The organism is Centipeda noxia ATCC 43541, assembly GCF_000160555.1.
Classification (GTDB): Bacteria; Bacillota; Negativicutes; order Selenomonadales; family Selenomonadaceae; genus Centipeda; species Centipeda noxia.
In genome coordinates this window covers 250595-272733 of the sequence record NZ_GG749280.1, presented here as the reverse complement: position 1 = coordinate 272733, position 22139 = coordinate 250595, and the positions used below count along the sequence as shown (strand labels likewise).

The window sequence follows — 22139 nt, the reverse complement described above, 5'->3', positions numbered from 1 at the left end:
TATAGGAAAGAGGCACTTGATTATGGCAAAGGCGGACATTGACTGGGGCAATCTGGGGTTTGAATATCGCTCCCTGCCGCAGCGCTATATAGCAAACTATGCGGCCGGGAAATGGGATGCCGGCGGGCTTTCCTCGGACGCGACGGTTGCGATCAGCGAGTGCGCGGGCATTCTGCAGTACTGCCAGGAGGTCTTTGAGGGGCTGAAGGCATATGAGACGGTCGACGGGCATATTGTGACGTTCCGTCCTGATCTCAACGCAGCGCGTATGTATGACTCGGCTGCGTATCTCGAGATGCCTTCGTTCCCGAAGGAGCGCTTTCTCGAGGCGGTAGATGCTGTGGTTGCTGCGAATCGCGACTATGTTCCGCCGTACGGTTCCGATGCGTCGCTCTACCTGCGTCCCTTCCTGTTCGCTTCGGGTGAGGTGATCGGCGTAAAACCCGCCGACGCCTATCAGTTCCGTCTCTTTGCGACGCCCGTAGGGCCCTATTTCAAGGACGGCGCAAAGCCTGTGCGCCTCTGCGTGAGTGCATTTGACCGTGCGGCGCCGCACGGCACGGGGCATATCAAGGCGGGGCTGAACTATGCAATGAGCCTGCATGCCTATATGGCGGCGCATGCGGCGGGCTATGATGAGAACATGTTCCTCGATGCGGCGACACGTACCTATGTCGAGGAGACGGGCGGCGCGAACTTCCTGTTCGTGACGAAGAACGGCACGGTTGTGACGCCGAAATCGGGATCCATCCTGCCGTCGATTACGCGGCGCTCCCTCGTTTACATCGCGGAGCATATCCTTGGCATGAGGGTGGAGGAGCGGCCCGTCGCATTTGCGGAGCTTTCGGAGTTCGCGGAATGCGGGCTCTGCGGAACGGCGGCGGTCATCTCTCCGGTCGGTTCAGTGACGCACGGCACCAAGGTGATTTCGTTCCCCAGCGGCATGGAACACATGGGCCCGGTTCTGCAAAAACTCTATGATACGCTGCGCGGGATTCAGCTCGGGACGGTCGAAGCACCCGAAGGCTGGATCCGCAGGATCTGCTGATGACATTTCGTCCTTTTTTGAGAGAAGGATTCCGCTGTATGCGGAAAACTCTCACGGAAGGACGAAATTTTTTTTGGAGAATGGCACAGGTCACAAGGATTTTTGATAATCAGAGAGAAATTCTAAATAGATAGCATCTGCTGTGCAGCGTGCATTTTGCCTGTGGGAATGTATTTGGGGAAATACAAATGGGAAGGGAAGATTTTACCTGGGGGGTCCTTATGCCGCTTGATTTTACGATGCCGACACAGTTTCACGGCATTCTGTCGACCATCGCTCCGCTGGATATTCTCGATATCCTGATCGTGGCGGTCATCCTCTACCGCGTCTATGTCATGCTTGAAGATACGCGTGCCATTACGCTCGCGAAGGGGATTCTTGTTCTTCTCGGCGTGACGGTCGTGGCGAGTTATTTTAATCTGCATGTGATCTCGTGGCTTCTGCAAAAGTCCGTGACGCTGCTCTTTGTTGCGCTGCCGATTGTCTTTCAGCCGGAGCTGCGGCGCGCGCTTGAGCATCTCGGCCAGGGGCGATTTTTTCGCGCCGGCGGGCTTATGGATGACGAGGAGGCGCAGAGCACGGTCCGCGAGATTCGAAATGCGGTGAAGATCCTCTCGGCGAATAAGATCGGTGCACTGCTTGTCATTGAGCGCAATATGGGCCTGAATGACATCAGCGCGACAGGCATCCAAATCGACGGCCTCATCACCTCTGACTTCCTCATGAATGTGTTTATTCCGAATACGCCTCTGCATGACGGTGCGGCGATTATCCGCGGCAATCGGCTGATCGCGGCGGGGTGCCTCCTGCCGCTCACGGAGAATCGTACGCTCTCGACGGAACTGGGGACCAGGCATCGTGCGGCGATCGGTCTCTCCGAGCAGTGCGACGCGCTCATCGTCGTTGTCAGCGAGGAAACGGGGACGATTTCGATTGCGGAGAATGGGCGGATTCATCGCCATTTGGACGGAGATGAGCTGACGCATATATTGACGCCTGCGTTTGCGTACAGCTCGCGCTCGTCGATTCTGGACATGGTCCGGAGCTGGAGGAAGAAATGATGACGAAGCTTCGGAACGCTGTGCAGCACAATCTGCCGGCCAAAATACTTGCGCTCCTCGTGGCTGTTGTGCTCTGGCTTTACGTGATGAACGATCAGAACCCTGCGATCGAGGGAAACTACACGGTGCCGGTAACGATCGAGAATGCACCGGACGGTTATCAGATCAATGCGGCTGCCGATACAGTGACGATTCGCGTGCGCGGTGCGCGGTCGCTCTTTGTTGCGGCAGACCGCAGCGATTTTCATGCGAGCGTTCGCCTCTCGGACTTTGTCGAGGGGGAGAAGGCATATGCCGTGGAGACCTCAATTCCTTACGGCTTTGAACTGGTCAGCGTTTCGCCGGACAAGATCTCTGTGACGCTTGACCGCATTGTGCAGAAGACGTTTAAGGCGGAGCTGACCGCTTCCGGTGAGCCTGTCAGCGGCTATACCGTGGATAAGATTACGCAGGCGAATGGGACGGCGACAGTAGAAGGCCCTCGTTCTCTTGTGGATCGCGTTGTACATATTGCCGGTCATATCAGTCTCGCAGGACAGTCGGGCGATTTTTCGGTACATACATCACTGCATGCCATTGATGCCGACGGGCGCGAGGTATCCGGCGTTGCGCTGCTGCCGGAATCGACGGATGTCTCTGTCCGGCTGGCGCGGGGATTATCGCGCAAAGTCGTGGAGGTGCAGGCACGCCCGCGCAGCGACCTCGCTCCGCATCTCCGGCTTGAGGGGATCACGGTGGAACCCGCGCGCATCGAGATCGCAGGGCCGGAGGATGTGATCGGCAAGATCACGAGCATCGGCACGGAAGAATTCTCGCTTTCAGATGTGCATGAGACGGAGAAGCGTCAGGTAAAGCTCCGCCTTCCCGCGGGAGTGACCGTGACGGATCCGAATGTGACAGTGGAGGTTAAGGTCGGAGACATGCGATGATACGCGTAAAGAATCTGCGCGTTCCCTATGATGACGCTCGCCCGCTCAAAGAAATTGCGGCAAAACGTCTCAAGATATCACCCTGTGCCGTGCACGGGGTGATTGTCGTTCATAAGGCCTTGGATGCGCGGCGGCGGAACGGAGCACCGATCGTATGGAATTATACCATCGATGTTGATGCGGCGGATGAGAAGGACGTGCGCGCACGCGCGCGCCGTGATTCGGATATTGCACCTGCGGAGAGAGAGGAGCCGCTTGCAATTCCGTATTGCAGGGCGGGAGCGTACGGCACGCACCGTCCCGTTGTCGTTGGTTTCGGCCCGGCAGGCATCTTCGCGGCATGGACGCTCGCACGTGCGGGCGCTGCGCCGCTTGTTTTGGAGCGCGGGCAGGATGTTGACCGGCGCACGCAGGACGTTGCGCGTTTTTGGCAGACGGGCATACTTGACACGTCGTCCAACGTGCAGTTCGGCGAGGGCGGGGCGGGTACGTTCTCGGACGGAAAGCTGACGGCGCGCAGCAATGATCCGCGCATGCGGGAGATCATAGAGGCGTTTATCGCAGCGGGAGCGCCCGCAGAGATACGGTATCTCCAGAAACCGCACATCGGGACGGACATCCTGCGGCGGGTGGTGAAGAACCTGCGCGGGGAGATCGTCCGCATGGGCGGCGAGATTCGCTTCAGCACGCAGGTGACCGGCATCGAGCGGCAGGCGGGGCGGATCGCGGCGCTGATCGTGAGCGATGCGGAGCGCATACCTGCGGACGCCGTATTTCTGGGCATCGGTCACTCAGCACGCGACACCTATGCGATGCTGCATGAGGCGGGGGTGGCGATGGAGGCAAAGGCATTTGCCGTCGGCGTGCGCATCGAGCATCCACAGGCGTTTATTGACCGCATGCAGTACGGGGATGCCGCGGGAAGCGAATATCTGCCCGCAGCAGATTATGCTTTTACCTATCGGGACACGATCGGCGGGCGCGGCGTCTATTCGTTCTGCATGTGTCCAGGCGGCATGGTGGTTGCAGCGGCCTCGGAGGAGGGGCGGCTCGCGACGAACGGGATGAGCAATTATCATCGCGCTTCGGGCACGGCGAACAGTGCGCTGCTCGTGCAGGTGAATCCTGCAGACTGGGGAGGAGATGTGCTGGGCGGCATCCGCTTTCAGCGGGAGCTGGAAACGCGCGCCTTTCACCTCGGCGGCGGAGATTTTCGTGCGCCTGTACAGTCGGTTGGAGATTTCCTCGCCGGGCGTACGGGGACGATGGATTTTGCTGCTGCGCCGACCTATGCGCCGGGCGTGCGCCCCGCAGATCTGCGCGTCCTCCTGCCGGCAGAATGCACGGCATCGCTTGCGCGCGCCCTTCGTCATTGGGATGCGCGTGTGCCGGGATTCGGTGCGGCGGATATTCCAATGACAGGTGTTGAATCGCGATCCTCTGCCCCCTGCCGCATTCTCCGCGACGCCGGGACGATGGAAGCGGTCTCTGCGGCGGGGCTCTATCCCGTCGGCGAGGGCGCGGGCTATGCGGGCGGCATTATGAGTGCTGCGCTCGACGGGCTGAAAGCCGCACTTGCTTTTTTAGGAAAGATAAAGTAGATTATGATGAGGATAAAACAGATCAACAGGGGGCTTTCACAGTGAGACTTTTTGGAACGGACGGAGTGCGCGGAGAGGCCAATACGGAACTCACACCGGAGCTGGCATACCATCTTGGACGTGCGGCGACGCTCTATTTCGGCGCGCGTGCGAATATGCGCCCGCGTATTTTGATCGGGCGCGATACACGCATCTCGGGCGAGATGTTCGAGGCGGCGCTGACGGCGGGCATCTGCTCGGCGGGCGGCGCTGCTCTGCTGGCGGGCGTGGTTCCGACGCCGGCGATCGCCTATCTCGCGCGCGCACACAAGGCGATGGCAGGCATCGTGATCTCTGCTTCGCACAATCCGTTTCCCGACAACGGCATCAAGTTCTTCGGCGGCGACGGCTACAAACTGCCGGACACTGTGGAGGATGAACTCGAACAACTCGTCTGCCGCCTCCAAACGAATGACGACGCGGCGCGCCCTACGGGCAAGGACATCGGGATCGTGGAGTATCGCGATGATCTTCTCAATCAATACATCGACTATGTGGTGCGCACCTGTACAGAGCGCTTCGACGGCATGAAGATCGTGCTCGACTGTGCGAACGGTGCCGCCTACGAGGCGATGCCGAAGGTGCTGCGCCGCCTCGGCGCCGATGTAAAGGTGATCCATGCACTCCCGAGCGGAGTGAACATCAATGACGGCTGCGGATCGACACATCTGGAGTCCCTGCAGCGGACGGTGCTTGAGCAGGGAGCGGACATCGGCATTGCACACGACGGGGATGCTGACCGCTGCCTCTGCATCGATGAAAAAGGCGAACTGATCGACGGCGATCATATCCTTGTGGCATGCGCCTCTGAAATGCTGCGCGCAGGCCGCCTCCCGCATAAGACCGTCGTGACGACGGTGATGGCGAACATCGGCTTCCACAAGGCGATCACGGCTCTCGGCGGACGCGTCGAGGTGACGGCGGTCGGCGACCGCTATGTTCTTGAAGCGATGCGCCGCAGCGGCTATGCCATCGGGGGCGAACAGTCGGGGCATATCATCTTTGCAGAGTATGCGACGACGGGCGACGGGCTCATCACGGCGCTGCAGGTGCTTGCTGCGCTCCGCCGCGGCGGAAAGAAGGCGTCGGAGCTGAATGCGATGATGACGACGTATCCGCAGCTCCTCGTCAATGTACGCGTGAAGAGCAAGGCCGGCTGGGAGGAGAATTCTGCCATTCGTGCCGCAATTGAAGAGGGCGAGCGCATCCTCGGATGTGACGGGCGCGTTCTCGTGCGTCCGTCGGGGACCGAACCGCTCATCCGCGTGATGGCAGAGGGGCAAGAGCAGGCCCAGCTCGAAGAAGTCTGCGGCGCGATTGTCGAGGTCGTGAAGCGGGAACAGGGAGAGGCCTAAATGTCGCATCTCTCCGCCATCCTCTTCGTCCTGCTTGCGGGGACGGCATGGGCGGCGAGCGGCACGGCAGCGCAGCATTTTTACACACAGTCCGATCATATCCCGGTCGAGCTGACACAGGTACGGCTCTTTCTCTCGAGTGCCATGTTCTTTCTCCTGTCATGGTGGACGGGAAGCCTGCGGCGCGGAATGCGTTTTGTACGGCGGGATCCTCGGATTCTCGTGCAGCTCGCGGTCTTTGGTGTACTCGGCATCATGTTCGTGCAGTATTCATATTTTGAAGGCATTGCGGCGGGGGATGCGGCGGCGACGACGGTCATCACCTATACGAGTCCCGCGATGATGATTCTCTATCTGGCGCTCCGCCACCGCCGTCTGCCGACCGCAGTGGAGGCCGGAACGGTTATCGTTGCCGTAGCGGGGGTGTTTCTCCTCGTGACGGGCGGCGATTTCGGAAGGCTTTCCGTGCCGATGGCGTGCATTGCGTGGAGCCTTGTCTCGGCGATTGCCTTTGTTTTTGCAATGATCTATCCGCTGCGCCTCCTGCATCTCTTTGACCGCTTCTTTTTGCTGGCCGTCTGCATGCTGATCGGCGGGATTGCCCTCCTGCCCGTAACCCATGTAATTCTGGATGTCGGTTCGTTCTTTACGGCGAAGACGTGGATGGATCTCGTCATCATCATCGGGCTGGGGACCGTGGTCGCCTTCTTTGCGTTCAATGTGGGGCTGCGCTGGCTGAATCCGGAGGAGACGGCGATCACGGCAACGATTGAGCCGGTGGCGAGCGTTCTCTTTGCCTGGCTGATCTTCGATACGCATTTTGGCATGGTGCAGGTTGTCGGGATCGTGCTCGTCATTGCGGCGATTCTGACGCCGAATCTTTTGAAGAAATGGGGAAAGGCATGAAAATACCGCTGCGCTACCAGATATCGGAGTACGACTGCGGACCGACGGCACTGCTCAACGGGGTGAGCTATCTTTTCCCGCGTGCGGAGGTTCCGCCCGAGATCATCCGCAGCGTTACGCTCTACTCGCTCGACTGCTATGGGATGGACGGCGCTGCGGGCAAGGCGGGCACGTCGCGTATGGCGATGATGTATCTTGCCAACTGGCTGGAGGGATTCTCCCGCGCTGCGAATTTTCCGCTGTCCTGCCAGTATATCTCGGGGCAGGCGGTGCATGTCGGTGCGCACAGCTACGTTAATGATGCCGTCGCACGCGGCGGCGCAGCAGTGGTGCGGCTCTTTTACGAGGTCGAGCACTATGCGCTGATTACGGGGGCGTCGGCGGATCGCATCTATCTCTTCGATCCGTATTATCTGGCAGAGGCGGAGCCGGAGTTCGTGCGCGCGGGCATTGAGGTGACCTGCGCGCATCCGCATGCGTATAACCGGATCGTTCCCTTTGACTGCTTTAATCGCGAGACGCGTGAGCTTTACGCGTTCGGCCCTGCGGAAACGCGCGAGGCGGTACTGCTTTTCGATGAGCGGACGCGCAGGACGGCGGACGATACGATCGAATACTTTATTTAACGGCAGCAGATAGGAGGCATGTTCTTGCAGGAGACAACAGAAGAGATTGAATTCAGAGATCAGCAGGAGGCGTATGCGATTCTCGGTGACCGCGACACACTCCTGCAGAGCATGCAGGAGAACTTCTCCTGCCGCATGGTGAGCCGCGGCGGCTCTCTTGCCATTACCGGGGCGGCGGAGGATGCTGCCGCTGCATGCGCCCTCGTACAGGAACTTCTCTTCTATCACCGGCAGGGGGCAAAGCTGACGACGCATGAGGCGGCATACGGCGCCCGCCTCATCCGGGAAGGGCGCAGAGAGGAACTGCACGGCCTCTTCTCCGAGGTCCTGCTTGTGACGGCAAAGGGGAAGGAAGTGCGGGCAAAGACGCTCGGGCAGCGCGACTATCTTGCGAAAATACGGAAGAATGCCGTCACGCTCGGCGTCGGCCCTGCAGGCACGGGAAAGACCTATCTTGCGGTTGTGATGGCCGTGGCGGCGCTCCGAAACCGCGAGGTCAGCCGCATCATCCTCACGCGTCCCGCCGTGGAGGCGGGGGAGCACCTCGGCTTTCTGCCCGGCGATCTGACGGAGAAGATCAACCCCTATCTGCGTCCGCTCTATGATGCGCTGCAGGACATTCTCGGTGCGGAGGCATATCAGAAGATGATGAGCCGCCAGCTGATCGAGGTGGCGCCGCTTGCCTACATCCGCGGGCGTACGCTGGAGGATGCCTTCATCATCCTCGACGAGGCGCAGAATACGACGGGGGCGCAGATGAAGATGTTCCTCACACGCCTCGGCTTCGGTTCGCGCATGGTGGTGACGGGCGACCTTGAGCAGGTGGACCTGCCGCGCGGAACCGTATCCGGCCTGCGGCAGGCATGCCAGATCCTGAGAGGTGTCAAGGGTGTCGGGATTGTAAAGCTCGAGCCGGTCGACATCATCCGACATGAGGTCGTAACGCGGATTGTCGAGGCATACGGCGTTTGGGAGAAGAAGCGGGGACGCGCACATGGAGATTGAGATTCGGCGCGAGCCCGAGGACCTGCCCGTGCCGGACAGCGACATCGCGGCTGTGCGCCGCGCGGTCGAGACGGTCGGACGGCTCTATGGCGCGGAGGATGCCGAGGTCAGCGTGACGCTGACCGATGATGCGCACGTCCATGTGCTCAACCGCGAATACCGCAATGTCGACCGCCCGACGGACGTGCTCTCCTTTGCTCTTGCGGAGAGCGAGGAGCCTGAGATCATCGGGGCGGACGGCGGCATGGTGCTGGGCGATCTCGTCATCTCGCTCGAACGTACTGCGGCGCAGGCGGAGGAGTACGGACACAGTATGCTGCGCGAACTCTCCTTTCTCACCGTGCACGGGATGCTGCACCTCCTCGGCTATGACCATATGGAGGAGGAGGAGCGGCTGGAGATGGAAGAGGAGCAGCGGCATGTCATGGAGGAACTGGGGATTCAACGATGAAGATGCATAAATCCGGATTTGCCGCCGTGATCGGTCGGCCGAACGTCGGCAAGTCTACGCTGATCAACGCGCTGATCGGGCAGAAGATCGCCATCATGAGCGACAAGCCCCAGACAACGCGCAGCCGCATCCTCTGTATCCTGACCGAGGAGGATGCACAGATCATTTTCCTCGATACGCCGGGCGTACACAAGCCGAAGCATAAACTCGGCAGCTATATGGCAAAGGCGGCAGAGGGGGCGCTCCACGGCGTCGATGTCATCGTCTTTGTTGTGGATGTGACGGAGAAGATGGGACCGGGTGAGCGGTATATTCTGAAGCAGCTCGCCTCTGTGCGTGTGCCTGTGCTGCTCGCCGTCAACAAGGTGGACTGTATCCCGCGCGCGGAGAGTCTGCCCGTCATTGCAAACTATGCGAAGGCGTATGAATTTGCAGGCATTGTGCCCATCTCAGCGCGTGAGGGGGAAAATCTGGACGGGCTGCTCGCGGAGATCAAGAAATATCTCCCGGAAGGCCCGCAGTACTATCCTGAAGATATGGTGACGGATCAGCCGGAGCGCCTCATCATCGCTGAGCTCGTGCGCGAGAAGGTGCTCGAGCTGACGCGGGATGAGATTCCGCATGCGGTTGCCGTTGACATCGAGGAGATGACGACCCGGGAGAAGGGCGATGTCTACATTCGTGCGGTCATCTATGTTGAGCGCGAGTCGCAGAAGGGCATTGTCATCGGCGCAAAGGGCGCGCTGCTGCGCACGATTGGCGAACGGGCGCGCGCTGATGCGGAGACGCTGCTCGGCGCGAAAGTCTATCTGGATCTCTGGGTCAAGACGCGCCGGGACTGGCGCAACCGCACAAATGCGCTGCGCGAGTTTGGTTTTGAGGACTACTGATCAGTGATGTTTCAGATACGAGGATATTGAAAAGGAGGCGGAGAAGATGACACTGCGGCTGAACCTGCTCTACCGGCGCGCGATGAAACGGATATCGCGGCGCTTTGTGAACGGACTGCTCGTGCTTGTACCCGTTGTCATCACGCTGCTCGTTATTGAGTGGACGCTTCGCTTTACGGAGGGCGTACTCGGGCAGTACCTGCCCTTTTATTTCCCCGGCATGGGCATCATCACTCTCGTGCTCATCATCTATCTCGCCGGATGGGCATCGACCAACTGGGTGCTCGCAAAGCTCATCTCGCTGGGCGAAAATATGATCGGGACGATCCCGTTTGTGAAGTTTATCTATACGAGCGTGAAGCGTCTCTCGGAGGCCGTGCTTGACCCCCGCAGCAATTTCAAGCGCGTCGTCCATGTCCCGTATCAGGGAGCGCGTGCGCTCGGCTTCGTGATGGCGGATCTGCCGCCGCGCTTTCAGGAGGCGATGGGCGGCGGCTATGTCTGTGTCTTTGTTCCGTGGAGCCTCAACATGACCTCGGGAACGACGCTCCTCGTTAAGAAGGAGGATGCGGTGACGATCAATATTCCGAAGGAGGAGGCCCTCCAATATATGCTGACGGCAGGCGCCGTCATGCCGCTTGCCGATGTGAAAGGGAGCAGCGCACAGAAAAATGCCGGCAGGCCCTCGGAGCCCTCTGATCGAAAGACCGGGGCGGAGGAATAGATGGCTCTTTACGGCGCAGAAGGGATCGTGCTCGGTGCACGGAATTGGGGCGAAGCCGATAAGATTGTCACCGTCTTTACCCGCAGACAGGGGATTTTGCGCGCCGCGGCATTCGGATGCCGCCGGCCGCGCAGTCCGCTCGCGGGCGCAATGCAGATGTTCGTGCACGCTGATCTGCAGCTCGCCGAGGGAGCGCGCCTCGAGACGGTGAAGACTGCTTCGGTGCGCGACCATCACGCTAAGATTTCGCTCGATCTTGCCTCGCTCGCCTATGCGACGTTTGTCGCGGAGGTGATTCGCGAATTTTTGCCCGAGGGGGTATCGGACGAGGCCTTTTTCGATCGGCTCGTCCATATTCTGACGGCATTCGAGACGCGAAATCCGCGCGTAACCGCGCTCGCCTCCGTCGTTCAGATCCTCGCTGCAGCGGGGCTGCAGCAGAGCTATGAGCGCTGCATCCACTGCGGGAAAGCGATCGAGGGGGATGCCTTTTTCCTCGCGCGCGAGGGCGGTGCGCTGTGTGCGGACTGCCGTACGGAAGGGGCGGTCCTCTTTTCGGCCGAACTGCGGGAACTGCTCATCGGGCTGCAGACGCTCGATTGGCAGAATCCGGCGCCTCTGCGCGTACGGGGCGGAGTGCTCATGGCGGCGGAGGCGATCGTGCTCGCCCACGTGCGGGAACTTGTCGGGCACCCTCTTCGATCGCTCGATTTTTTAGCGCAGCTTGCATGATTTTGATAAAAATTTAAGATGACATGAAAAAATAACGCTGAAAAAAAAGGAAAAGTAAAGATCGCGGCGAAAATATACAAGTAATCATTTCGCATGTACTTTTATTGTGCGAATACCAAAGAAAACAAAAAGGGAACGGAGGGGAAACCTGTCATGATCATGCTGACGAAGTTCAACTCCAAGACGAATCAAAAGGGAGAATTTGTCCTCAATGCAGAGATCATTGAGAGCATTGAGGAAACGCCGGACACAGTGATAACGCTTACCAACGGCAAGAAACTCATCGTCGAAGAGCCGATGGAGGAGATTGTGCGCCGTACGATTAAGTACCGTCGGGCGCTCCATCAAAATTAGTTGGCGAATTTCCATTCCTTTGGTATAATGGAAGGAACAGTGTGTTCCTTCACGCGGCAAGGGAGTGCCCCGGTGTGAAGCCGCTGCGGCTTCGTGGTCATTTTTAGGGAGGGAATTAACTCATGGCGGAGGAAAAGGAAGAACAGGCGGCAGAACAGCCGAAACAGAAATCGCCTATGCTGATGCTGGTTGTTGTGGTCGTCGTGGCAGTTCTGGTCGCGGTGGCTGCAGCCGGCGGTATTTCATACTACATCTTTTCACAGACGGAGTCGCCGCTGCATTCAGAAGATGGGGGCGGCAGCGGCTCACATCGTGACCCGGGCGTGTTCTACAAGCTCGGCGATCCCAAAGAAGGAATTCTGGTCAATGTCGGCGGGGGCCGCGCAGGGAAGTTCCTCAAGGCGGGGATCGTCCTGGAACTGAATCCCGGAAAATCCGAGAATGTAACGGATGGGAAAGTCGGCTCCGTCGCGGAGACGAAGATCCTCGATACGACGATGCAGTTCCTGCGCGCCGCACCGCTTGAGGAGTTTGATGCGTCCAAGCAGGACGCACTCAAGAAGCAGCTGAAGGATGCGCTCAACGAGCGCCTGGGCCAGGGCTCTGTTTACGATGTTTACATCACGAGCTTCCTGCTGCAGTAAGCAATATGATTCGCTGCACAATGGGAAGGGGGAAGAGTCTTGGCTGAGGACGTACTGTCTCAATCCGAAATAGATAAACTGCTCTCAGCGCTTTCGGATGGCTCGGTCTCCGCTGAGGAAGTCAAGGCGGAAGAAGAGGAACGCAAGGTCAAGGTCTACGACTTCAAGCGGCCGGATAAATTCTCCAAGGATCAGATTCGCACGCTCTTCATGCTGCATGAGAGCTTTTCGCGCCTCTTAAACACCTATCTGTCGGCAAGCCTGCGCGCGATGATCGACATTGAGGTTATGTCCGTCGAGCAGATGACCTATCAGGAATTTGTCCAGTCCATGGGGAATCCGTCCGTGATCGGCATCATCGCATTGCCGCCGCTGAAGGGAAATATCATTATTGAGGTCGGCACAGACATTGCGTTTGCATACATTGACCGCATTTTCGGCGGAGAAGGGAAACCCGGCGTTAAGTCGCGTGCGCTGACCGATATTGAAGCAGCCGTTATGCGGCGCTTCATTGATACGGTCATCAACTATTTCAGGGAAGCGTGGAGCAACGTCATCGAGTTCCGACCGAACTTTGAGACGATGGAGACGAATCCCCAGTTTGCCCAGATTGTACCGCCCAGCGACATGGTTGTGCTCATCACGATCCATGTCAAGATGGGGGATGTCGAGGGCATGATGAACGTCTGTATTCCGTACCTCGTGCTCGAGCCTGTTATGTCAAAGCTCACAACATCATTCTGGGTAGCGTCCTCTGTGGATAAAGAGAGCACCCCCGAGCAGGTGGCAGAGCTCCAGCGCAAGATCGAGCGGACGTGGGTGCCGTTTTCAGTCGAGCTCGGCTCGGTTGATATTACGATCAACGAATTCCTTACCCTCGGCTTCGGCGACGTTCTGCAGCTTGATACGCTGGCGCAGGATGAACTCGTCTGCTATGTCGGGACGAATCCAAAATTCCGCGCGCACCCCGGCACTGCCGGAAAGCGCATGGCTGTTCAGATATCCGGCATTATAGAAGGAGATGACGACGCGAATGAGTGATGAAATGATCTCGCAGGAGGAGATCGATGCTCTCCTAAGCGGTGGGGCGGGAGGAGATTCGCCCGCAGATGATGCCGCGCCTGCCGCTGACGCATCCTCCACCGATGATGCCGGCATCACCGATATGGAGCGTGACGCGCTCGGAGAGATCGGCAACATTTCCATGGGCGGTGCGGCGACGACGCTGTCCGTCCTGCTTGGGCGCAAGGTATCAATCACAACGCCGACCGTCTCTGTTTCCAATCTGCGCACGCTCAAGGAAAGATACCCGATCCCGTTCCTCGTGGTGGAGGTCGGATACAGCGTCGGGATCGAGGGCAACAATGTCCTCTGCATTCAGGCGCGGGACGCCGCAATCATCGCCGATCTGATGATGGGCAACGACGGCACGAATCCCGACGAGGAGCTCAGCGAAATTCATATGAGCGCGGTCAGCGAGTCCATGAACCAGATGATGGGCAGTGTCGCGACCTCGCTCTCCTCGATGTTCAACAAAAAGGTGGATATCACCCCGCCTGTGGTGACGCTCGTGGATCTTGGAACGGCGGAAGTCGTGTCCAAGCTGCTCGACAAGGTGGATCCGATCATACAGACATCCTTCCGCATGGAGGTGGACGGGCTCATTGACAGTGAGATCATGCAGCTCCTGCCGCTGGACGTCGCGAAGGATATGGTCGATGCCCTGATGAATCAGCAGGCGGATGTCGATAATGAAGAAGAAGCGATCGTGGCAGCTGCCGCAGAGCCGCCTCCGGCGGCCGCACCTGCCGCAGCCGCTGCGCCTGCTGCCGCCGCAGCAGCCCCTGAGAACTATGGATATGGAGCACCGCCTATGCAGCCACATGTCGCATCGAATGTTCCGGTACAGTCGGCACAGTTTACGCCGCTAAGTTCTGTTCCGGTACAAGTCAATGATGCTAATATCGGTCTTATTCTCGATGTGCCCCTTCAGGTCAATGTCGAACTCGGCCGAACAAAGAAGTCGATCAAGGACATTCTCGATCTGACGAAGGGCTCGATTGTAGAGCTGGATAAACTTGCCGGAGAACCTGTGGATATCATGGTCAACGGAAAGTATCTGGCGAAAGGCGAGGTTGTCGTCATTGACGAGAACTTCGGCGTTCGCATCACGGAGATTGTCAGCCCTCTGGAGCGCGCAGCGCGTCTCCAGTAGCGGAAGGAATATGGATCTTTTGGGAGTAGTGCAGAAAATCCTTGTCACAGGCGGTACTTTTCGTTATAATGAGTAACGATTTAAAATGCACATAGATGTATGTGCATTGCCCCTGGAATAGGGATATTCTTCAGTCGGATTAAGGAGAGATGAGAAAATGGCAACTCGCGTTCTGATCGTTGATGATGCGGCGTTTATGCGAATGATGGTGAAGGACATCCTGTCGAAGAACGGCTATGAAATTGTCGGCGAAGCGGAGAACGGCATGAAGGCGCTGGAGAAGTATCAAGAACTCAAGCCGGACCTTGTGACGATGGATATCACGATGCCGGAGATGGACGGGATCACCGCTGTGAAAGAGATCAAAAAGGTTGACCCTGCGGCGAAGGTCGTTATGTGCAGTGCCATGGGCCAGCAGGCAATGGTCATCGAGGCGATTCAGGCGGGTGCGCGCGACTTCATCGTGAAGCCGTTCCAGGCGGATCGCGTTCTGGAGGCCATTCGCAAAGCCGTCGGCTGATGAGCGGACGGATATTTTCTCTGTCCCTGCTGCTCGGATGCATACTTGTCGTACTATGTACGGGGGATGCGTCTGCTGCAGGTGAGACGGGCGGCGGATATCTAGCCGGATATGAAGAGGCTGACCCGCGCCCGTCGGCCGTATCATGGTGGTCGACGGTCGCCTACGTGGTCAGCCTTTTTGCTGTTTTTGCATTTGTTGTGATCCTTGCCTACTTTGTGGCGCGCACCTTTGGCAAGAGCTCGATGCGAACGCTGGCGGCACGCGGCGGTCAGGTGTATCTGCAGCTGCCGCTCGGACCGAACCGTTCAGTCTGTGTGGTGGAGCTGTTTGGCCGCATTTTTGTGCTCGGTGTTACCGATACGAACATTCGCCTGATTACGGAGATTGACGATCCCGAGACGGTGGAGGAGATTCGCTCGGCAGAACCGCCGGCCGGAGGCGTTTTTCAGGAGCAGTTCGGCTCGCTGTCGGATTTTGTTCAAAAGATACCGCCGCTTTTCCGGAAGTAGGGCGAAATAGGGAGAAATGGGGGGACAGAATTGGGGCGCATATGGCTTGTTTTGGGAGGCGCGGCGCTCCTTCTGCTCGGCGCGGGACATGCGGACGCTGCGCCGCTGATCCCCACCGTCAGCCTTGGCGTCGGAACCTCGGAAAATCCGCAGGATGTGGCGACCAGCATGCAGCTGCTCGCTGTGCTTACGATTGTTTCGCTGGCACCGGCCATTCTGGTCATGACGACCTCTTTTGTCCGGATCGTCGTCGTCATCGGGTTCCTGCGCAATGCGCTCTCCACGCAGAATGTGCCGCCGAACCAGGTGGTCATCGCGCTGTCCCTGTTTTTGTCGTTCTACATCATGGCACCCTACTGGGGGCAGGCGAACGAAAACGGGATCCAGCCCTATTTGGCGGGAGAGATATCACAGGAGCAGGCGCTCGAGAATGTTGTCGACCCGATGCGCGAGTTCATGTTCCGCCAAACACGAGAATCTGACCTCGCGCTCTTTGTCAATCTGTCGGATGCGCCGCGGCCGGACGGGCCTGAGGATGTATCGACGTTCACGCTCATCCCTGCGTTCATTATCAGTGAGCTGAAGACGGCGTTCCAGATCGGATTTATGATCTATATCCCGTTTATCGTTATCGATATGATCGTTGCGAGTACGCTCATGTCCATGGGCATGATGATGCTGCCGCCGGTGATGATCTCGCTGCCGTTTAAGATCCTGCTGTTTGTTATGGTTGATGGGTGGCATCTCCTGATCCAGTCGCTCATCATGAGTTTCCGCTGACGGGGAGGCGCACTGATGTCCGGAGATTTGGTCATCCAGCTTGCCCAGGAAGCGCTCATGATTGTCCTCTTGGTCTCTGCCCCCATGTTGGGCCTGGGCCTTATTGTCGGCCTTTTGGTAGCCGTGTTTCAGGCGACGACTTCGATTCAGGAGCAGACGCTGGCGTTCATCCCGAAGATCATTGCGGTATTTGTCGCCATCTTGATCTTTGGCCCGTGGATGCTGCGCATTATGGTGGAGTATGTGACAAATGTCTTTGTCAATCTGCCGCAGTATCTGCGATGAAAGGGGCGGCGCTGCATGGATTTGTATGAGCTGCTTCAGGGACATATTGCGGCGTTTTTGCTGACACTCACAAGGATCAGCGGCATCTTTTTAATTTCGCCGTTTTTCGGCAGCATGAACATCGCACCGTTCTTTCGTGTAGGGATTGCGTTGGCGATGACCGTGGTGCTCTTTCCTGTAATTGACAGACTGGGCGTTGTCACGGCCCCCGAGACCATCATTATGTTTGCGGTTGCGGCTGTCGGCGAGTTGTTTATCGGCTGGCTGATCGGTTTTGTCGCGTACATTTCCTTTGCCGCCATCACCATGGCGGGCAAGGTCATGGATATGCAGGTGGGATTTGCCATCGTCAATGTTGTAGATCCGACTTCCGGTCAGCAGATACCGCTCATCGGAAGTTTTCTTTATAATTTAGCGGTGATCATCCTGTTGGTGACCAACGGGCATCATATGATTATTGCAGCGTTGGTGGAGAGTTTTCGGGCCGTTCCGCTCGCCGGGATGGAGCCCAATCTGTCGATTGCGCTGCTCCTGGCCAATTTCACCGGTGGAATTTTCGTCACGGGGATGAAGATTGCGATGCCGATTACCTTCGCCATCCTGCTCACCAACGTGGGACTCGGCATTTTATCGCGCACGATGCCGCAGATGAATATCTTCGTTGTCGGCATTCCGATGCAGCTGATGATCGGCATTGTTGTTCTCTCAATGATTATTCCGTTCTATGTCTTATTCCTGGATGTGCTGTTTAATGAAATGTATGGAAATATATCGCTTGCGGTACGCGCCCTGCAATAGGTGCGCATTCGTCTTTGACCTCCAGCGTTTCGCCGGCGGGGAAAAGACGGAAGAACCGACCGCGAAAAAGCGTGCCGATGCCCGGAAAAAAGGACAGGTCGGGCGCAGTCAGGAACTGAATACGGCATTTGTCCTGCTCGTGGGTTTCTTCTCTCTGAAGCTCCTGTGGGACTCTATCTATCTTTCGATCGCGACCTACACAACCTATGTGTTCAGCAATCTGAACCAGACGGTCGATACGGAGAATATCATCCGCATCTTCATCGGCATCATCATTGTACTTGCCAAGACCGCGTTCCCGATCATGCTCTTTATCATGGTCATCGGCCTTGCGATCAATTTTTTCCAGGTCGGCCTGAATTTCAGTGCGGAGTCCATTGAGTTCAAGCTGGATAAATTGAATCCGATCAACGGATTCGGGCGCATCTTTTCGAAGCGGGCGCTTGTGGAGCTGGCAAAGTCCTTCTTTAAGATCATCGTCATCGGCTTCTTTCTCTACCGCTTTATTCACGAGCAAATTCTCGCGATGCCGCAGTTCATGTTCTTCGATCTGACAACGAGCCTTGCGCTGGTCGCCGAGATCATCTTCCAGATGGCGTTCATCGTTATCGGCGTCATTATGATTATGGCGTTCTGCGACTATGGCTACCAGAGATGGCAGACGACGCAGGATCTCAAGATGACAAAGCAGGAAGTCAAGGACGAGATGAAACAGACTGAGGGAGACCCGCAGATCAAGGGGAAGATCCGTCAAAAGCAGCGTCAGATGGCAATGGCACGCATGATGAAGGAAGTCCCAAAGGCGGATGTCATCATCACGAACCCGACGCACTATGCCGTGGCGCTCTCCTATGAGCAGGGGATGGTCGCGCCGACCGTCGTCGCTAAAGGACAAGATCTCGTCGCACAGCGCATCAAGGAGATTGGGCGCGATGCGCGTGTCCCGATCATTGAGAATAAACCGCTTGCGCGTACGCTCTATGCCGCCGTGCAGGTCGGCGATGCTGTGCCGCATGAGCTCTATCAGGCGGTCGCTGAAGTCCTCGCATATGTCTACCGTTTGAAACATGCGCGGCGCGGCGCATAGGATGCGACAAAAGTCTTATTTTTATCATTTGACGTATTTTCTATATTTGGTATAATATTTAGATGGCAGGAACTTTGTCTGCCCCAAGGGAAATGAGAATGAAGGAGGGAGTGAAAACATGCCAGCGCCGCAGTCCAGCAGTGTAAATCCTCTTTCATCGGGCAATCTCATACAACGATACAGCGATGTCTTGATCGCCGTTGCTATCGTAACGATCGTCATCATGATGATCATTCCTCTGCCGACGATTCTTCTCGATATCCTGATTTGTCTGAATATCACGATCGCACTGCTCGTTGTCATGTCGGCGATCTATAACGTAGAGGCACTCGATCTCTCCGTCTTCCCGTCATTACTTTTGATTACGACGCTCTTTCGATTGGCGCTGAATATCTCGTCGACACGACTTATCCTCCTCAACGGCTATGCCGGTGAGGTTATTACTGCGTTCGGAAACTTTGTCGTCGGCGGTAATGCCGTCGTTGGCTTTATCGTGTTCGTTATTCTCGTCATTGTGAACTTTATCGTCATTACAAAGGGGTCCGAGCGCGTTGCCGAAGTGTCCGCACGCTTTACCCTCGACGCGATGCCCGGCAAGCAGATGGCGATTGATGCCGATCTGAACCAAGGGGCGATCACAGATGCGGAGGCAAAGCGACGCCGTGAGAAAGTTCAGCGCGAGTCCGACTTCTTCGGGGCGATGGACGGTGCTTCGAAGTTTGTCAAGGGCGACGCGATCGCTGCCATCGTCATCATGCTCATCAACATCGGCGGCGGCTTTGTCATCGGCATGCTCCAGCGCGATATGGATGCAGCACAGGCGCTGCAGACTTATACGCTGCTGACGGTCGGTGAAGGCCTCGTCGCACAGATTCCGGCGCTCCTCATCTCAACAGCGACCGGTATTATCGTAACCCGTTCCGCTGCGGAGGGGAACCTCGGAGGCGATCTTGTAAAACAGCTCTTCCGCAATGCGCGTATTTTCATGATCCTGACGGGCGTACTCCTCTTCCTTGCTGTCATGCCGGGTCTTCCGGGCATCCCCTTCCTGGCGCTTGCCGCGCTCTGCGGCTTCATCGCGTGGAATCTCCATCGTGGGCAGGCGGTGGAGCAGGAGGTGCAGCAGGTCGAGCGGAAGGCAAAGGCGAAAAAGGAGGCGACGACCCCTGAGAATATCGTCTCGCTACTGCAGGTCGATCCGATGGAACTTGAGATCGGCTACAGCCTCATCCCTCTCGTGGATACGGGGCAGGGAGGTGACCTCCTCGACCGCATCGTCATGATCCGAAGGCAGTGTGCGCTCGAGCTCGGCCTTGTTGTGCCGACCATCCGCATCCGTGATAATATACAGATCAAGCCGAATGCATATATCATTAAACTGAAGGGCGTTGAGATCGCGCGCGGTGAGCTGATGCTCGATCACTATCTCGCGATGAACTCGGGGACGGTGTTCGAAGAGGTGCCGGGCATTGAGACGACTGAGCCGGCATTCGGGCTGCCGGCACTCTGGATCTCGGAGAATGAGCGTGAGCAGGCGGAGCTGAACGGCTATACCGTCGTTGATGCAGTCTCTGTGCTTGCAACCCACCTCACCGAGATCATCAAGCAGCACGCTGCTGAGATCCTCGGCAGGCAGGAGACGCAGAATCTGCTCGATAATCTGCATAAGACAAACGCTGCGCTTGTGGACGAGGTCGTTCCGAACCTGCTCACGGTGGGAGAAGTGCAGAAGGTGCTCGCGAACCTCCTGCATGAGCGCATCTCCATTCGCGATATGAGTACAATCCTCGAGGTGCTCGCCGATTACGGCACAGCGACGAAGGATACAGACATCCTGACCGAGTATGTGCGGCACGCAATGGCGCGCCACATTACCCAGCAGAATGTCCAGAACGGCATCCTGCCCTGCATCACGCTCGATCCTGCAATTGAGAATAAGATCGCAGGCAGCGTGCAGCGCACGGAACATGGTTCCTATGTCAGCCTCGACCCAGATTCCATGCAGAAGCTCTTGACGGCTCTGCAGGAAGAACTGCGGAAGCTGACCGATCAAGGCTATCAGCCTATTGTGCTCACAAGTCCGACCGTGCGTCCCTATTTCCGCAATCTCGTCGAGCGTTCCATTCCCGGACTGATCGTGCTCTCCCATGCGGAAATTGAACAGAATGTTGAAATCCAGATCCTTGGGGTGGTGAAAATCTAAGTGCGGGTCAAGACGGTGCGCGCATCCTCCGTGAAGGAAGCGATGGAACAGATCAAAGACGAGCTCGGCAGCGACGCCGTGCTTCTTCATACAAAAAAATATCGTGAGGGCGGTGTTCTTGGCGGGGAGGAGATGATCGAGGTGACTGCAGCAGTCGATGAGACTCAGACGCGTGTGCCGCGCACGCCATCGGCCTACGTGCCGCCGGCTGCGCCTATTCTCCCTACCAATGTCGTAAATCAGTATCGGATGAGCGAGATCCCCGCGCAGGAGGGAGCGTCTTCTCTTCCGGCGGAAGGAATGCTCCCTCTATATCATGCCTATGCGCCTGAAATGCCTCCGGCGCAGCCTTATGCGATGCAGGAGCCCACTGCCCCGCCGCTCTCCAATATGCCGGAATCGCCTCCCGATGCTTTGCCGCAGCAGCCGGTGCCCTCTGCCTATGATCCGGCAGCGGCGCCCGCACAGGAGCCCGCCGTTCCGTCTGCTCCTGATGCATCCGCGGACGACGGTTCTGCGGAACGAATTCGTCTCCTTGAGGATGAGCTGGCACAGATGAAAACAATGCTCGCCTCCATGATGGCGGCGAACAAACCAAAGGAAGTCGTCTCTATCCGAGATGCACTGCGCCGGCAGGATGTCCATGAGGAGCTGTGCGAGGATCTTTCTGGCAAGATCTCGATCACCGATGTGAATTTGGACAGTCTTGATTCGCGTGCGGCGGGCGTTCTGGCAGGGTATCTGACGCAGGTCATGAAGTTCACGGACGGGCTGCGCCTGAGTCCCCACGGTTCCCGCGTTGTTGCCTTCATCGGCACGACAGGCGTCGGCAAGACGACAACCCTTGCGAAGATTGCTGCGCATTTCGTGCTGGAGCAAAATCTCAAGGGGGCGCTCATCACGGCGGATACCTACCGCATCTCCGCCGTAGAGCAGCTCAAGAAATATGCTGAGATCCTGGGGCTGCCGGTGGAAGTCGTTTACTCCGCCGCAGATCTCAGAAAGGCGATTACGCGCCACCGCAGCAAGGACTTTGTTCTTGTTGACACGGCGGGGCGAAGCCAATACAATGAGTTCCAGATGGATGAGCTCAAAGAGCTGCTTATGGCGCATCCTCGTATGGAAAAGCACCTTGTCGTCAGCGCGACGACGAAGGAACAGGATGCGGCGGAGATCATTGACCGCTTCTCTGTATGCGCGCCGAATCGGATCATTTTTACCAAGACAGACGAAACACGATCGATCGGCATGGTGCTCAACCTGCTTGCGCAGCGGGAGCTGCCGCTTTCCTTCTTATCCAATGGGCAGAGTGTGCCGGACGATATCATTCCTGCGACGGCAGAACGTCTGGCGGAACTGCTCTTGAGGGAATGA

At 57.5% G+C, this 22139-nt stretch carries 24 protein-coding genes; all 24 read left to right on the top strand.

The genetic code is table 11. The features are described 5' to 3' along the window. Positions 1-22 precede the first annotated feature (22 nt). The 24 genes from HMPREF7545_RS05175 to flhF all read left to right on the top strand — a co-directional run bounded on the left by HMPREF7545_RS05175 (position 23) and on the right by flhF (position 22139). On the top strand, positions 23-1048 hold the full coding sequence (locus HMPREF7545_RS05175) for a branched-chain amino acid aminotransferase (protein WP_006694639.1): 1026 nt from the start codon (positions 23-25) through the stop codon (positions 1046-1048). A gap of 221 nt (positions 1049-1269) precedes the next feature. Next, entirely contained in the window at positions 1270-2109 is an 840-nt protein-coding gene (gene cdaA / locus HMPREF7545_RS05170; RefSeq protein ID WP_006695797.1) for a diadenylate cyclase CdaA, read from the top strand. Beyond that, on the top strand, positions 2106-3038 hold the full coding sequence (locus HMPREF7545_RS05165; RefSeq protein ID WP_006694636.1) for a CdaR family protein: 933 nt from the start codon (positions 2106-2108) through the stop codon (positions 3036-3038). The genes cdaA and HMPREF7545_RS05165 overlap by 4 nt, the downstream gene beginning before the upstream one ends. After that, complete coding sequence (locus tag HMPREF7545_RS05160) at positions 3035-4639, top strand: NAD(P)/FAD-dependent oxidoreductase (protein ID WP_006694635.1); 1605 nt, start codon at positions 3035-3037, stop codon at positions 4637-4639. The genes HMPREF7545_RS05165 and HMPREF7545_RS05160 overlap by 4 nt, the downstream gene beginning before the upstream one ends. Positions 4640-4680: 41 nt before the next feature. After that, positions 4681-6033: a phosphoglucosamine mutase gene (gene glmM, locus HMPREF7545_RS05155; RefSeq protein WP_006694634.1), complete on the top strand. Its 1353-nt coding sequence runs from the start codon at positions 4681-4683 to the stop codon at positions 6031-6033. Continuing rightward, entirely contained in the window at positions 6034-6939 is a 906-nt protein-coding gene (locus HMPREF7545_RS05150; RefSeq protein ID WP_006694633.1) for a DMT family transporter, read from the top strand. Continuing rightward, a complete protein-coding gene (locus HMPREF7545_RS05145) occupies positions 6936-7565 on the top strand; it encodes a peptidase C39 (protein WP_040571227.1) in 630 nt (209 codons plus the stop codon). Before HMPREF7545_RS05150 ends, HMPREF7545_RS05145 begins: the two co-directional genes overlap by 4 nt. 24 nt (positions 7566-7589) lie before the next feature. Then, complete coding sequence (locus HMPREF7545_RS05140) at positions 7590-8570, top strand: PhoH family protein (protein ID WP_040571226.1); 981 nt, start codon at positions 7590-7592, stop codon at positions 8568-8570. Then, positions 8560-9021, top strand: a complete 462-nt coding sequence (ybeY, locus tag HMPREF7545_RS05135; protein WP_006694630.1) for an rRNA maturation RNase YbeY — start codon at positions 8560-8562, stop codon at positions 9019-9021. The genes HMPREF7545_RS05140 and ybeY overlap by 11 nt, the downstream gene beginning before the upstream one ends. Beyond that, entirely contained in the window at positions 9018-9911 is an 894-nt protein-coding gene (gene era / locus HMPREF7545_RS05130) for a GTPase Era (RefSeq protein ID WP_006694629.1), read from the top strand. The genes ybeY and era overlap by 4 nt, the downstream gene beginning before the upstream one ends. A 46-nt stretch (positions 9912-9957) precedes the next feature. Further along, positions 9958-10635 (top strand): DUF502 domain-containing protein, encoded by a 678-nt coding sequence (locus tag HMPREF7545_RS05125; protein ID WP_006694628.1) that lies wholly within the window; start codon positions 9958-9960, stop codon positions 10633-10635. Further along, positions 10636-11367: a DNA repair protein RecO gene (gene recO, locus HMPREF7545_RS05120; RefSeq protein ID WP_006694627.1), complete on the top strand. Its 732-nt coding sequence runs from the start codon at positions 10636-10638 to the stop codon at positions 11365-11367. It begins immediately after the preceding gene. 153 nt (positions 11368-11520) lie between these two features. Continuing rightward, the gene (locus HMPREF7545_RS05115; RefSeq protein WP_037372147.1) at positions 11521-11721 is read left to right on the top strand and encodes a flagellar FlbD family protein; all 201 of its coding nucleotides are present in this window, start codon (positions 11521-11523) and stop codon (positions 11719-11721) included. Positions 11722-11843: 122 nt separating this feature from the next. After that, the gene (locus tag HMPREF7545_RS05110; RefSeq protein ID WP_006694625.1) at positions 11844-12365 is read left to right on the top strand and encodes a flagellar basal body-associated FliL family protein; all 522 of its coding nucleotides are present in this window, start codon (positions 11844-11846) and stop codon (positions 12363-12365) included. Between the two features lie 39 nt (positions 12366-12404). Then, positions 12405-13406, top strand: a complete 1002-nt coding sequence (fliM, locus tag HMPREF7545_RS05105) for a flagellar motor switch protein FliM (RefSeq protein WP_006694624.1) — start codon at positions 12405-12407, stop codon at positions 13404-13406. Continuing rightward, positions 13399-14580: a flagellar motor switch phosphatase FliY gene (gene fliY / locus HMPREF7545_RS05100; protein ID WP_006694623.1), complete on the top strand. Its 1182-nt coding sequence runs from the start codon at positions 13399-13401 to the stop codon at positions 14578-14580. Before fliM ends, fliY begins: the two co-directional genes overlap by 8 nt. A 157-nt stretch (positions 14581-14737) precedes the next feature. Then, a complete protein-coding gene (locus HMPREF7545_RS05095) occupies positions 14738-15100 on the top strand; it encodes a response regulator (RefSeq protein WP_006307432.1) in 363 nt (120 codons plus the stop codon). After that, positions 15100-15612, top strand: coding sequence for a FliO/MopB family protein (locus HMPREF7545_RS05090; protein ID WP_006694622.1), 513 nt, complete (start codon positions 15100-15102; stop codon positions 15610-15612). Before HMPREF7545_RS05095 ends, HMPREF7545_RS05090 begins: the two co-directional genes overlap by 1 nt. A 30-nt stretch (positions 15613-15642) precedes the next feature. After that, on the top strand, positions 15643-16392 hold the full coding sequence (gene fliP, locus HMPREF7545_RS05085) for a flagellar type III secretion system pore protein FliP (RefSeq protein ID WP_006694621.1): 750 nt from the start codon (positions 15643-15645) through the stop codon (positions 16390-16392). Positions 16393-16407: 15 nt separating this feature from the next. Then, the gene (gene fliQ, locus HMPREF7545_RS05080) at positions 16408-16677 is read left to right on the top strand and encodes a flagellar biosynthesis protein FliQ (RefSeq protein ID WP_006694620.1); all 270 of its coding nucleotides are present in this window, start codon (positions 16408-16410) and stop codon (positions 16675-16677) included. 15 nt (positions 16678-16692) lie between these two features. Beyond that, positions 16693-17475: a flagellar biosynthetic protein FliR gene (gene fliR / locus HMPREF7545_RS05075; RefSeq protein WP_006694619.1), complete on the top strand. Its 783-nt coding sequence runs from the start codon at positions 16693-16695 to the stop codon at positions 17473-17475. After that, entirely contained in the window at positions 17438-18562 is a 1125-nt protein-coding gene (flhB, locus tag HMPREF7545_RS05070) for a flagellar biosynthesis protein FlhB (RefSeq protein WP_006694618.1), read from the top strand. Before fliR ends, flhB begins: the two co-directional genes overlap by 38 nt. A 118-nt stretch (positions 18563-18680) precedes the next feature. Beyond that, positions 18681-20765 (top strand): flagellar biosynthesis protein FlhA, encoded by a 2085-nt coding sequence (gene flhA, locus HMPREF7545_RS05065; RefSeq protein WP_006694617.1) that lies wholly within the window; start codon positions 18681-18683, stop codon positions 20763-20765. After that, entirely contained in the window at positions 20766-22139 is a 1374-nt protein-coding gene (gene flhF, locus HMPREF7545_RS05060) for a flagellar biosynthesis GTPase FlhF (RefSeq protein ID WP_006694616.1), read from the top strand. It begins immediately after the preceding gene.